The following is a 13423-nucleotide window of genomic DNA, read 5'->3' on the forward strand; positions in this document are numbered from 1 at the left end:
GATGCAGCATTCATTGCTGTTCACATTCGCTTTTCGTTGTGAGGTTAAGCTCAAATCTAAATGATCGAAAAAATAATTATTTAAGAGGAGCTACAGAAAAAATTTAGCGAGAAAGGACTTTAAAATGAGTTCTATGACCAACTTTCTGTGGTTTCACCGCGACGAACAACGGTACGCGGTTTGTCGGGTTCTTCAAAAATACTGATGTCGTTACAGGGACGCCCAAAATAATAGCCTTGTCCGAAATCAACGTTGCACTCGATCAACAGCTTAGTTGTTTCCTCATCCTCTACCATTTCTGCAACAGTTGCTGTTTTCAGCTTTCGACAAAGATTAGCAATGGCTTTGAGAATATGAGCAGAGGTTTCATCTTCCAGAGCATCCCGAACGTAGCTTCCATCTATTTTCAAAACATCGACCTGAAATTGGCGCAGATATTGAAGGGAAGCTTCGCCGACTCCAAAATCATCCAGACATACTTTGTGACCGAGGTTCCGAAGAGCTTGCATTGCTTTATTGGCAATAACTGGGTCCGGTATTCTGGTTGATTCGGTAATTTCAAATAACAACGCTTCTGGCGTGTCTTTCAAGGGAGTCAACAAGGGGGTAAGTTGATTGATGAAATCAGCATCCCCTATCGAAGCAGCAGACAGGTTAATCGCGATTGATCTGTTGAATTGTTTGCTGGGGTTGTTTTGTATCCACCTAATTGCTTTTCGGCAAATGGCGAGGTCAAAGCCTTTGATGAGGTTTAAATCTTCGGCCGATCTTATAAATTCTTGCGGTGACCCTGTTTCGTCATTTATGCGGGCCAGAACTTCATAGTGGTGAATCGCGCGGGTCTTTAGGTCTACAATAGGCTGGAAGACAATCATAAAGTCTTCGCCTTCGGTGACTCTGATGATGCGCTCGGCTGTTTTTTTGATGCGCGCAAGAATTTCAGGCAAGGAATGAGCCAGATCTTCTAAGCTGAAGCTTTCGCTTTGATCATGAGCGAACTGTTGAATCATAAAGCTTAAGGCCTGTGCGGCATTACCACCGGAAATACCACTGTCTGCAAGAGCGATACTGGCCTGTTCGACTTTTAAGCCTACCCCTTTGGGGTCTGCGGCTTTTACTTGCTTTGAAATTTCATCAGTTAATTTTTCGATGTCCAGGTCAGGTCGGCTAATCAGGCCGTATTTACCATTCCCGAAAGAGGCTGCTGAGTTGGCTTCTGATGAGCTGGCTCTAAGATAGCTGTTGATTGTTTCAGACAGTTCTTGCCGTGTGTCTTTGTTAAGTTTTTTTGCAAACTCGTCGTAGTTCTCAAGTTCAATAAATGTGAGCTTATCTTCGGGATTGGCTTTTAGATGCTCTGCTGCCACTTTACCAAAACTTACCCTGTCATGGACAACTGTACCGCCTGCTTCACGGGCGCTTTTGGGGGATGTTGCAGCTACTGCGGCAGGTAATTTGCAAGATAGGAAGTAATGCTTTTCTAAATCTTCAACATAATAGCCAGTAAGTGAAAGCGGTTGGGCTTTTCCCAATTTGTTTTTAAAGTCAAGATTCATCGGGTTGGGCCTGATACCGCCAACCATGCCAGAAAGCAGGCCCTTTAGAACAGGTTCTTCATGGGGTAAAACAAGGTCATCAATCGACATACCGATCAGCTCTTTAACTGTGAGTCCAAAGATGGCTTGAGTTGCCCCACTGACAAAAACAATTTCTCGCTTTTCAGAGAGTTCGAGCAGAAGATCTGCTCGACAAAAAGCAAAAGCGAGAAAACGATCGCGTTCCTGACGTAAGGAACTTATCAAACTTTCGTTGCCCATCTGGCCCCCAAGTTTCGTTGACTCTCTTATTCCTGAGAGCTCAGTTAGTGAGTGTTTAGGGTAATGGGAAGAAGTTAAAGCAAGATGAAAGTATTTATGCTTGTGAGCTGGTTTTTATCGTAATGTAAGCCGAAATCCTAGCTGAACAGAGATGTATTACAAAATCTAAGGCAAGAGATTAATTTGATTCAATTGGTGAATTCAATAACTGAGGATATAATGTTTATTATGAGTTCTGTTAAACAACATCTACTGATATTGCTCACTATTATAATCTTCTGCTTATTGATTATAGCCGTGTTTCCCGGATCTATTGAGGCTTTTGGGGCCAAGTTTTGGGATACAGCTTTGTGGATTGGTGGCTGTTTTTCTTAATTAAAATTCGTCTTTATTTATCCCCGTCCTCTGAGTGAGCTAATGCCTATGACAAGCGCTGACAAATCTATTTCATCCTCTAGGCCTGTATGGGTCGTTCTACTGTCAGGGTGTCTCATCCTCTGTTTAGCTTTTGGGGTTCGGTCAAGCTATGGCCTTTTTGTAAAGCCGATCTCGGATGAACTGAATTGGGGACGAGAGGTCCTTGCTTTTTCGTTGGCGTTGCAAAATCTGCTTTGGGGAGCAGCACAACCTTTTGCCGGAATGGTTGCTGACCGCTATGGTGCCGGACGCGTTTTGGTGTTGAGTGCGTTGATTTATGCTGGGGGTATTATCCTTGGTGCGATGGACTATTCGCCAATTGCCTCGCATTTAGGCCCTGGTTTTTTTGTTGGCATCGGCTTGAGTGGTACTACCTTTGGGGTTGTCCTCGCCGTTATCGGGCGTTCTGTTTCTGAAGAAAAGCGATCGCTGGCCCTTGGGATTGCGACAGCATCGGCATCATTGGGCCAGTTCCTCATTATCCCCTTTGGCAGTAGTTTGTTACAAAGTTTTGGTTGGCAAGATGCCTTGCTAATTCTGGCGGGGCTTTTGATGTTAATCGTTCCTGCAGCCTATTTTCTTCGGGGCGGTTCATCCGCTTCTGATCACTTGGCTATATCTGAAAGTCCTTCGCCCGAAAATTCTTTGTCCATGGTTGATGTTTTGAAAGAAGCTTCACGACATAGAGGGTACTGGCTATTGATCGCAGGCTTCTTTGTTTGTGGTTTCCATCTGGCCTTTATTACTGTTCATTTTCCCTCTTATGCGATCGATAAAGGTCTGGCGCCGGAAGTGGGGGCCTGGACTTTGGCGCTGGTTGGGCTCGCAAATATTTTTGGGTCATACACAGCGGGTGCTTTAGGTGGTGCCTATCGGAAGAAATATTTGCTTTCAGGCATTTATTTGGCACGTTCTGTAGCTATTCTTGCCTTTATTTTGATCCCGGCTTCCACTGTATCCTTTCTTGTTTTTGGATTTGTCATGGGACTTTTGTGGCTGAGTACTGTGCCTTTGACTTCAGGTCTGGTGGCTCAAATTTTTGGCCCAAAATATATGGGAACTTTGTTTGGCTTTGTTTTCTTTAGCCATCAAGTCGGCAGCTTCATCGGCGTCTGGTTGGGCGGAGTTCTGTATGATTCTACCCAATCCTATGATTTGGTGTGGTGGGCTTCGATCTTCCTCGGTGTTTTTGCTGCGATGGTTCACTGGCCAATTACCGATCAACCTTTACGACGATTTTCACAGACGGCTTGAAGGATAAGTCGGTTAACTCGGGGTTTTAAAAGATAAAACGACTGTTGGTTGAATTAGGGTTGGAGATAATTTTCTTTGTACTTGATTAAGGTTTCATCCTGTAAACTAGATGATAATATGCCTGAAACCCAGATCGAATATTAGGGTCGAATAGTGGTCGTTTCAGAAATATACAGGACGTAAAAGTGGAAGTGAAATTGCATATGCCAACCAACAATCTGAAGCCAAAGGTACCATCAGAAGGTGGTCCTGAACTTGAGGATATCGTTGAGAAAGCAGAACGGGCACTTTCAAATATGGAAGATGACTATGAAATATTGGTCAGCGAAGAAGTCGCACGTATTTCTAAGTTTCTTCAGATCGCAAAAAAGGATCCCACCAAAGCTGCTGATTGCGTAAAAGAAATCCATACCGTGAGCCATAATATTAAGGGGCAGGCCGCAACATTTAGCTATCCGCTTTTGACGATGGCGGCAAAGTCGTTGTGTCATTTTATTCAGGAAAATGCATCAGCAGCTGAGCGTCTGGATTTGATAGAAGTGCATGTGAATACGATGCGCGTCATTATCTCACAAAAAATCAAAGGTAATGGCTGTGAAGAGGACCAGGGCTTAATAACGGCTTTGGAAGAAGCTGTTGGTAAGGTTTTGGCGAAAGATTAGATCGGTTTATCTAATCCAGACCGGGCGATTCATCCAGTATCAAAGTTTTGAATTTTTCGCTTGTTTAAGCAGGCTTTGTATCTCCCATACCACAGATGATGTTCCACTCTTTATCTCTTACCGGCATGACGGAAAGTCGTGATTGCTTGATAAGAGCCATGTCCTGCAATTCGGGATGAGCTTTGATCTCTTCCAAACTGACAGGCGTGGTCACGGGGTAAAGGGTTTTGACATCGACCATGCCAAACCGTCCGGATTTATCCGTATGGTCCGGATAGTATTCTTTACAAACCTCTACGATGCCGACGATCTTCTTCTCTTTGACAGAGTGATAGAAAAATACGCGATCCCCTATCTTCATCGCCTTCATATTGTTTGATGCTTGGTAGTTGCGAACACCATCCCAGTGCTCAACATCTTTGGCAACCTGATCCTCCCAAGACCAGCTACCGGGTTCTGTCTTCATTAGCCAATATGCCAAAGCATGCTCCTTTAAGTACTATCCCTATAAATAGAATAGCACTGCTCATGAGGTAAACAAGCAGTGCTATAATGTTTAGAATGATAGATTTTTATTTTGCTTTAAATACTATTTCGGCAGGGCCTGCTTCCAAGGCGTGATGGTCACCTGTTCGAATAGGCCCGCTTTGTTGTAGGGATCGTTGAGGGCGAATTCTTGAGCTGCGGTATCATCATCAAATTCGAGGATCAGCAGGCTACCGGTCATGCTTTCGTAATCAGCGCCTAGTGTCGGACCTGCCACAACAATATGGTCGATGAATTTGTTGAGGTATTCCAGATGGGCTGGACGGTTTTCGGCGCGGACGTGGGCGTGATCTTTTTTATCGACACATGAAAAGATAAATTTCATTGGATATTTCCCTAATATTAGTGAATCAAAGTGTTGAATATTTTATGCCTCTGCCTTTTGAGGGCGGGCGAGAAGTTGGGCGATTGTTGCGTCAATATCTGCATCATTATGAAGGATATCGCAAACAGCATGACAAATTGGCATGTCTATAGATAGCTTTTGGGCGAGTTTTGTTACTGACTTGCTGGAGCTTAAACCCTCGGCGACCGTGATTCGACCCTTTAGGTAATTTTCTATCGAGATACCTTCACCCAAGGCTTTACCAAGTGCATAGTTTCTGGATTGTGTGGCTGTGCAGGTCAGGGTGAGATCCCCCATCCCCGATAGCCCCATAAGAGTTTCCCGTCGCCCACCTTTTGCAAGGCCAAGTTTCACAATTTCAGATAGACCGCGAGTAATGAGGGCAGCACGGGCATTGTCACCTAGTTTTTTGCCCTCGACGATGCCACAGGCTATCGCGATTACATTTTTTACTGCACCGCCAATCTCGGCCCCGATAGGATCAAGAGATTGGTAAATTCTAAAGGAGCGATTATTGAGTGTTAAGGATAAACTTTTACCCAGATTTTCATCTGCACAGGCAAGTGTAACTGCGGTTGGCAGCTTGTTGGCAACTTCAATGGCAAAGGTTGGACCCGAGAGGACAGCAAGAGGATTTTTCGGAAGGATCTCTGCAATCATCTCTGTCATCAAAAGCCCACTTTTGATTTCTACACCTTTGGTGCAAAGGACAAGTGGTGTGTTTGGGTTGATCTGATCCTTACTGGCTTTTAGTACAGAGCCCAAGTGTTGAGAAGGTACAACCAGTAAGAGAACGTCACAGTTCTGAAGGTTGGATGTTTCTGTCGTTGCTGTGATTCTAGGGTTAAGGTCGGCGCCCTTCAGGTAGAGTTTGTTTTCGTGTTCGTTGTTGATATCAGAAACAACGTTCTTATTACGCGACCAGAGAATAACATCATTTCCTGCCTCAGCTGCGACAGCGGCCAGAGCCGTTCCCCATGCCCCAGACCCGAGAACACCAATTTTTTTCGCCGGCTGTCCTGTCATGACTTTGCGGTTTCTACCCCCGTGAGTTGATCAAGCGGCCAACGAGGGCGAGGGGCGAAGTCCAACGAGTCTGTCAGGCCGAGACGCAAACGCTCTAATCCGGCCCATGCAATCATAACACCGTTATCTGTACAGAGCTTAACCGGTGGGGCCAGTAGGCTGGTGTTATAGGTATCTGTTAATTCTGCCAGGCGAGCCCGCAGAGTCAAATTGGCGGCAACCCCGCCCGCGACGACCAATGGTCCTGGTTGGCCATAGGTATCCTGAAAGATATCCATGGCTTTTTTACAACGATCAACAAGCACATCGCCGACGGCCAGTTGGAACGAAGCCGCAAGATCGGCTTTGTCTTGGGTGCTTAGGTTCGCAATATCTGCTTCTTCGCTTCTTTCGTTACTGGCGCACTCAAGGATCTGTTTGCGCATGGCAGTTTTTAAACCTGAAAAAGAAAAGTCGCACCCCGGACGCCCTTTCATCGGGCGCGGCAGATCAAAACGTTTGGGATCACCGTTTTTGGCAATCTGCTCGATCATAGGGCCCCCCGGGTAGGGAAGACCCATCATCTTAGCTGTTTTATCAAAAGCTTCGCCCACGGCATCATCAATGGTGCCGCCCAGTCGGGTGTATCGTCCCACATCTTCTACGGCGAGGAGCTGGCAATGCCCACCAGAGACGAGAAGAAGAAGGTAGGGAAAGCTGGCGGCTTCTTTTTCTGTCAGGCGGGCGGTTAACGCATGCCCTTCGAGATGGTTAACCGCAAGGAAAGGCAGTTTGCGTGCAGCCGCGATTGCCTTGGCTGTCATGACACCGACAAAAACACCACCGATCAGGCCAGGACCTGCCGTTGCCGCGATACCATCTAACTGATCAAAATCTAGCTTGGCTTCTTCCAGCGCAGATCTGATGAGGCGATCAAGGTGATTCATGTGACTGCGCGCGGCAATTTCAGGAACGACACCGCCATAGGGCTTGTGTTCTTCTAGCTGGGTAAGAACCTTGTTGGCGAGAATATTGTGGTTACTATCAACAATGGCCGCTGCTGTTTCATCACAGCTGGTTTCAATACCAAGTACTTTTATGTTTTTTAAATGGACCATGCTTTTCAATTCGACTGAGTAATAAGAGAGACAATCTCTCATTTTCAGCCCAGCTTTTTAGTTCAAAATATTTCTGTAGAAAATACCATTAGCAGCGTTTCGGCAAGGTTTGACTGTGTAAATCTTAGTTAATCCGCTTTTCACGATAAAAAAGCTCTCTCTTTTCAACGGGTATAACTAAAAGTTGTTTTCCTGTGAGGTGGAAAAGTCGTCAAACTCGCCTACTTGATAAATAAGCGGCGGTTTGATCATACGCGTTTTCAGTTGGAGGTTTTATGGAACGAGTTGAAGCTCTTGTTGTTATTGGACTGTTGCTCGGTGGATTATTTCTCGCTTCCCTATCTCAAGCCGCGAGCCAGCAAGTAAAGGCAGGCTCAAAGATTGAGGAAAGAGTTCTCGAGTCAGGGCGCTATATCACAGTTATGCCAGAAGCTGAAAATGAAGTTGAAGAGACGTATCCGACACTGTTTTACTACCATGGCTATGGGCAAAGTGCAGATCTTGTGCTGAAGAATAATGCTTTATTGAAGTTGGCTGCTTCACGAGGGGTGATGCTGGTTATTCCTGATGGTCTCAATCGTAGTTGGTCCAATGTCGGAGCTCCGAGCGAAAGACGTGATGAAATTGCCTTTACCAGTGATATTCTAAGTGATGTGAAGTCTCGGCATAAGCTTGATAAAGATCGTTTATGGGTTTCGGGTTTTTCCCAAGGTGGGTCAATGGCTTGGGATGTTGCTTGTTATATAGGCGAAGAATTTTCTGCCTTCTTCCCGATTGCTGGCTCGTTCTGGCGTCCCCATCCCGTTGCGTGTGATAACCCGGTAAACATACGTCATATTCACGGATTGTCAGATCGTGTTGTGCCGATGACGGGACGACCTATCGGTGCGCGGTGGCATCAAGGTGATGTCAAAACAGGCGTGCGTATCTGGCAAGAAACTAACCGCTGTGAAGGTGAATCCGAAGTTGTTTCCCTTGACGATATGTCTTGTGAGATCTGGCGCGGGTGTGCAGCGGGAAAAGAAATGGAGTTATGTCTCCACAAAGGGGGACATAAAATTAAAATGAAATGGTTAGCTCAAGGAATGGATTGGGCTGAAGGTTTGAAAAATATAACGGCGAACCAAGAAAACCCGTGAGTGTTTTTGATTATTCGTATCTACGGCACTTTTATATTCTGAAGTTATCGTTATGGGGGAGATCGGCTCTGCGTCGGTTCGCCGCGTGATTTACTCTCACCATAAGAATTGTCGAAACGGGACTGAAAGAGTAAGGTGCGCGTGATTGAATTTTCTTTGGGTAAATTCTTTTTTCAGACTTACAGAAACGTATGGCAATAATTTATGACTGATAATCCTGTTCTTCGTCTCGGTACCCGGGGAAGTCCCCTTGCTTTAGCTCAAGCTTTTGAAGTTAAACGCCTGTTGCAAGAGGTCCATTCTGATTTAAAGGATGATGAGTCTGTCGAGGTTGTGGTGATTAATACCACTGGCGATAAGATTCAAGATCGGGCATTGTCTGCAATTGGTGGTAAGGGCCTTTTTACCAAAGAGATTGAAGACGGTCTTCAGGATGGCAGCATTGATATTGCAGTACATTCTATGAAAGATGTGCCGACGTGGTTGCCTGATGGGTTGGAAATTTCCACAGTTCTAGAGCGGGAAGACCCCCGTGATGCACTTTTCTCTTCGAAAGCCAACTCACTGGCAGAGCTTCCGAAAGGTGCTATTGTTGGTTCTGCTTCTTTGCGCAGACAGGCCCAGATCAAAGCAAAACGCCCAGACATTGAAGTTATTACCTTTCGTGGCTCCGTTCAGACCAGACTGCGTAAACTGGAAGAAGGGCAAGTTGATGCGACACTTCTTGCTGTTGCTGGCCTGAATAGACTGAAACAATCCGACTTGATCACGGCAGCACTTTCAACCGAAGAAATGTTGCCAGCCCCGGCACAAGGTGCTGTCGGGCTAGAGATAAGAACGGGTGATGATCGTATTCGTGCCTATGTTGATGCCATCCATCATGAACCGACGATGCAACGAATCACCGCCGAACGTGCTTGCCTCGCGGAACTTGATGGATCTTGTCGAACACCAATTGCTGCTCTTGCTGAAATAGAGGGTGATGAGCTTTATCTTCGTACGATGCTGGCAGCGACAGATGGCAGTAAAATATTCACAACAGAGCGGCGTGGCCCGATATCCTCGGCTGAGGAAATGGGACGCTCTGCAGGGCGAGACCTAAAAGAGCAGGCTGGTGAAGAGTTTTTCAAAATATTGGAAGCGCAACAGTCTTGATTTGCCCTTGATTCGTTATAGAGGTCGTTAATGATCACTCACCTTGTTACGCGTCCACAAGCAGATCAGGAGCCTTTTGCTTCTGAACTTCGTCTGTTGGGGCGCGAGGTGTGTTTTGATGCCGTTTTTGACATTGTGTTTCAAAATTCTGCTGAACTAGATCTTTCTGACGTACAGGCTGTTCTTTTTACCTCTGCAAATGGTGTACGTGCTTATCAACTGAATAGCAAAGATCGTTCATTGCCAGCGCTTTGTGTTGGGCAAAGCTCTGCTGAAGCCGCGCGTGAGTGTGGATTCGAAAGGGTCTATTCTGCCAACGGTGATGTGGGTGATTTAGCCAAACTGGTTCGAGCAAAATTGAGTACAAAATCAGGTGTTTTATTACATCCTGCAGCGTCAAAAATAGCAGGGGATCTTCAGGTGGATCTTGACCAGTTTGGTTATGTTTATCGTCGTGAAATTTTGTACGAAGCCATGTCATCCAAAGTGTTGCTTCAACAAACATGTCAAATGTTAAAAGAAAATAAAATCAACGAGATAAGCTTTTTTTCGCCACGTTCTTCCAAGGTGTTCTTGGCATTGGTATCCCAAGAGAATTTAGTGTCCAGTCTAGAGGGCTTAACCATCTATTGTTTGAGCAAGGCGGTTGCCGATTGCTTTGAGCAAATATGCGGGGTTAAGCTTTTGGTTTCAGAACAGCCAAACAGGGCTGATATGATAAAGTTAATCGCCCTAAACAAATAAGTGTACGTACGTACTAGATTTTACCTTAACTCTGGCGCATAGTTTCCTTAATCACGTGTTTCGATCGTTTGGATCTACACAATCTGGATAACAGAGGATGCTATGGCCAGCAAACAGGGCGACAAATCAAACAAACCGACAACAGGTTCTTCTGTGAAAGATGAAAACAAATCGCTTGATAAAGAAGCGATTACGGAAAGTCCAACACAGGAAATTATTAATGCCTTTGGTGGTTTGAGGCCTTTGGCGAGTAAACTTGGTATTGCTGTTAGCACCGTCCAAGGTTGGAAAGAGCGCGATTCAATTCCTTCTGCTCGCCATGAAGATATACTCAGAGCCGCGGCAAAAGCGAAAATTACGCTTGATGTGGTTCGTGTTCGCGAAAGTGATCTTTTACTTTCAGATGAAGCAGAACAAGGCGCTTCGAGTGATCTTGGCTCAAGTAGTTCCAGTGGTAAGCCCGATATAAAGTCACCTCTTAAAGCGTCGAGCGCTATACCGGTGTCCGGGTCAAAAGCAACTGTTGGCGATAAGAATGATGACGCTCAGGCAAACACGGGTGTTGAAAAAGATAGCGGTGTCGGTCAGGGATCAGGCAAAGCTGATGAACTGCTCTCTGATACGCAAACCGTTGCGGTTGTTAAAAAGGGCGGAAGTCTGAACAGCTTCTTCTACGGGGTTGGCTTCTGTGCTCTGGCCATGGCGGCTGCTGTTTTCTTTCGCAGTGAGTGGTTACCCCTTGTTGAGAAAATTCCGACATTTGGGGGCGAAGCGGAAACAACAAGTGTCAGTTCTTTGGAAGAGCGAATTGTCGGCTTGGAGCAAGATGTTTTCAATGCGCAAAGCCAGAGCATTGATCAAAATCGTTTTCTCGCGCTTTCAGAAACAGTACGGACGCTAAAACTTCAACAATCTGAACTTGAACGGCAGCTCAATGACCTGACCGACGGTGGAGTGGTTGTCACATCCAGTGATGCAGATAAGGATTTGGTTGAGGCCCTGAGAACCGAGCTGGAGCAAACACGCCAACGCGTGGATGCTATCGAGAGTACGGGGTTTGCCTCATCTTCCGTTGGGGACAGTTCTGATGGGGCATCTGTTCAACAGCTGGCATCTATTCGAACACAAATGAACGCCCTGATCTCAGAAGTTGCAAGCCTTAAGTCTGGGGACGCAGTTTCCTCTCCATCATTGGTTGGTGGCCCTGCAACGGGTGATGTTTATCTTGCGCTTGGGGTTCTGCAGTTACGTGATGCTTTACGCGGATCTGGCCCTTTCGTGAAAGAACTGGATCTTGTCCGCGCTGTTGCGCCGGAAAACAGCACTATTCGTGAACTGGTGTCTCCGCTTTCTTCGTTTGCAGCTGTCGGCTTGCCTAGTTTGACTGATCTGCGGGCGAGTTTCCCATCAGCTGCACGCGATGCGCTTTCAGCTGATAAGATTGCGGGGGGGCAAACCTGGGTTGATAAAGCCATTGGCCGGGTAACAGATGTGGTTTCCATACGTCCAATTGATATCCTTGATGGACAGGGGACTTCCAGTGTTCTGGCTCGTGCAGAAAATTATCTGAAAGATGGTGATCTATCGGGTGCTTTGGAGGAACTTGAAAACCTTACCTCTGCAGCAACTTCTGGCATGGAAAATTGGCTTTTGTTGGCAAAGCAACGTCGAGAAGGCGAACAAATCAGCCAACAACTGGCGTTGCTTTTGATCGGTGTCACGGCACAGGGTAGCGGTGCCGGAGGAATTGAATAATGAAAAAAACACTGATTTATTTTCTTAAGCTGGCGATTGTTTTAACGATTGTTATATGGATTGCGAATCGTCCTGGTCTGGTTTCTGTAGATTGGATTGGGTACCGTCTGGAAACAACAGTTGGGGTGCTTTTCCTTGCTGCTGCTGCGTTGGCTATATCTGCCGCATTTCTTTACCGGTTTTGGCGTAGTCTTATCAACGCGCCAGCACTGTTTGGCCAGGCCCGGCAAGATAATCGCAAGAAACGTGGGTATAAGGCTTTGACCCACGGCATGGTTGCTGTGGCCGCTGGCGAAGCCGATACGGCCCTTGCGATGGCCCGAAAAGCGGAGAGTTTGTTATCAGATGAACCGCCTTTGACCATGCTTTTGTCTGCTCAGGCTGCACAGTTGCAAGGTAATGAGGAAGCTGCGACCAATTACTTCAAAGCTATGTTGGAAGACAAGGAGACCCGTTTTCTCGGGTTACGTGGGCTTTTGATGCAAGCCCAACGGCGCGGTGATTTTACCGAGGCGCTGGAGCTTGCCAAACAAGCACATGCCTTGAGCCCAAAAACACCCTGGGTTCAAGAAAGTTTGTTCGAACTTTCGGAAGCAACGGGACAATTTGCAATTGCGGATCAGGCTTTGAAAGAAGGGGCAAAGACGAAAAATCTTGCGCCTGCTGAAGCGGCGCGGAAACGAGCTGTTGTAAAGCTACAACAAGCTTTGAAAGCAAATGATCAGGGGGATCTTCAGGCTTCGTTGGCTTTCGCTAAAGAGGCCTACAAACTCGCGCCTAATCTGGTGCCTGCTGTGGCATTCCTTGCTGAGGCTTATAATCGTGCCGGGCGAATCAAGGATGCTGAAAAAACATTAAAAAAAGCGTGGGGCAAACAGCCTCACCGTGATCTAGCCCGTGTCTTTCTAACCCTTTGGCCTTCTGAAAGTAGCGTTGAGCGAGCCAAACGTTTGGGCCAGATGGTTGCTCAGAATAAAGATCATTATGAAAGTCATATTGCCTTGGCCGAAGCTAATTTATCAGCGAAGCTGTGGGGCGAAGCACGCCGTCACCTGAAGCAGGCATCTGATCAAGGTGGTCCTAGCCGTTTGGTCTGTCGTTTGATGGGGCGGCTGGAGCAGGAAGAACATGGAAATAGTCGCGCTGCTGCAGAGTGGTTTGAAAAATCAGAAACGGCTCTTATTGCACATAATTGGGTTTGTGAATCCTGTGGAGCGATCGCAGAAAATTGGCAAGCTCATTGTGGTGATTGTGGTTCTTTTGATTCCCTTGCTTGGAAACGTCCGACAGTATTGACGGAAAAAAATGCTCTTGTGTCGAAGGGATCTGAGCCAAAGGGTATTGGAAAAGAAGCAAGCACATCTTTGGTGCTAGAGAATACTGAAAGCAATGAAATTGTGATCGCTAAACCAACAGCAATTGAAGGGGCAGCAAGAGAGACAGGTGCTTAGATCCTGTTTTGAAA

At 46.4% G+C, this 13423-nt stretch carries 12 protein-coding genes; 7 read left to right on the top strand and 5 right to left on the bottom strand.

What is annotated here, in order from left to right; all coding sequences use genetic code 11:
• Positions 1 to 131: 131 nt before the first annotated feature.
• Entirely contained in the window at positions 132 to 1817 is a 1686-nt protein-coding gene (locus ACN0W5_RS15320; protein ID WP_417454961.1) for an EAL domain-containing protein, read from the bottom strand.
• 423 nt (positions 1818 to 2240) lie between these two features.
• On the opposite strand from ACN0W5_RS15320, the gene ACN0W5_RS15325 reads away from it, so the two are divergent.
• Together ACN0W5_RS15325 and ACN0W5_RS15330 are read left to right on the top strand one after the other, a co-directional pair.
• On the top strand, positions 2241 to 3488 hold the full coding sequence (locus tag ACN0W5_RS15325; RefSeq protein ID WP_417454962.1) for an MFS transporter: 1248 nt from the start codon (positions 2241 to 2243) through the stop codon (positions 3486 to 3488).
• A gap of 185 nt (positions 3489 to 3673) precedes the next feature.
• Positions 3674 to 4150, top strand: a complete 477-nt coding sequence (locus tag ACN0W5_RS15330; RefSeq protein WP_417454963.1) for a hypothetical protein — start codon at positions 3674 to 3676, stop codon at positions 4148 to 4150.
• 64 nt (positions 4151 to 4214) lie between these two features.
• On the opposite strand, the gene ACN0W5_RS15335 is transcribed toward ACN0W5_RS15330, so the two are convergent.
• The 4 genes from ACN0W5_RS15335 to tsaD all read right to left on the bottom strand — a co-directional run bounded on the left by ACN0W5_RS15335 (position 4215) and on the right by tsaD (position 7147).
• Positions 4215 to 4631, bottom strand: coding sequence for an EVE domain-containing protein (locus tag ACN0W5_RS15335; protein ID WP_417454964.1), 417 nt, complete (start codon positions 4629 to 4631; stop codon positions 4215 to 4217).
• A gap of 108 nt (positions 4632 to 4739) precedes the next feature.
• Entirely contained in the window at positions 4740 to 5021 is a 282-nt protein-coding gene (locus tag ACN0W5_RS15340) for a YciI family protein (protein ID WP_417430677.1), read from the bottom strand.
• A 42-nt stretch (positions 5022 to 5063) separates the two neighbouring features.
• Positions 5064 to 6068, bottom strand: a complete 1005-nt coding sequence (locus ACN0W5_RS15345) for an NAD(P)H-dependent glycerol-3-phosphate dehydrogenase (RefSeq protein ID WP_417454965.1) — start codon at positions 6066 to 6068, stop codon at positions 5064 to 5066.
• Positions 6065 to 7147, bottom strand: coding sequence for a tRNA (adenosine(37)-N6)-threonylcarbamoyltransferase complex transferase subunit TsaD (tsaD, locus tag ACN0W5_RS15350; protein ID WP_417455091.1), 1083 nt, complete (start codon positions 7145 to 7147; stop codon positions 6065 to 6067). The genes ACN0W5_RS15345 and tsaD overlap by 4 nt, the downstream gene beginning before the upstream one ends.
• Positions 7148 to 7440: 293 nt before the next feature.
• Here tsaD and ACN0W5_RS15355 point away from each other — a divergent pair, with 293 nt between their 5' ends.
• The 5 genes from ACN0W5_RS15355 to ACN0W5_RS15375 all read left to right on the top strand — a co-directional run bounded on the left by ACN0W5_RS15355 (position 7441) and on the right by ACN0W5_RS15375 (position 13409).
• On the top strand, positions 7441 to 8304 hold the full coding sequence (locus tag ACN0W5_RS15355; protein WP_417454966.1) for an alpha/beta hydrolase family esterase: 864 nt from the start codon (positions 7441 to 7443) through the stop codon (positions 8302 to 8304).
• 204 nt (positions 8305 to 8508) lie between these two features.
• Positions 8509 to 9459 carry a hydroxymethylbilane synthase gene (gene hemC / locus ACN0W5_RS15360; RefSeq protein WP_417454967.1) on the top strand — a complete coding sequence of 317 codons (951 nt, stop codon included), beginning with the start codon at positions 8509 to 8511 and terminating at the stop codon, positions 9457 to 9459.
• A gap of 30 nt (positions 9460 to 9489) precedes the next feature.
• Positions 9490 to 10203, top strand: a complete 714-nt coding sequence (locus ACN0W5_RS15365) for a uroporphyrinogen-III synthase (RefSeq protein ID WP_417454968.1) — start codon at positions 9490 to 9492, stop codon at positions 10201 to 10203.
• Positions 10204 to 10305: 102 nt separating this feature from the next.
• The gene (locus tag ACN0W5_RS15370) at positions 10306 to 11958 is read left to right on the top strand and encodes a COG4223 family protein (protein WP_417454969.1); all 1653 of its coding nucleotides are present in this window, start codon (positions 10306 to 10308) and stop codon (positions 11956 to 11958) included.
• Positions 11958 to 13409, top strand: a complete 1452-nt coding sequence (locus ACN0W5_RS15375; RefSeq protein ID WP_417454970.1) for a heme biosynthesis protein HemY — start codon at positions 11958 to 11960, stop codon at positions 13407 to 13409. The genes ACN0W5_RS15370 and ACN0W5_RS15375 overlap by 1 nt, the downstream gene beginning before the upstream one ends.
• Positions 13410 to 13423: the final 14 nt, after the last annotated feature.

It is taken from the genome of Kiloniella sp., assembly GCF_048270245.1.
In the GTDB taxonomy this organism is placed as follows: domain Bacteria; phylum Pseudomonadota; class Alphaproteobacteria; order Kiloniellales; family Kiloniellaceae; genus Kiloniella.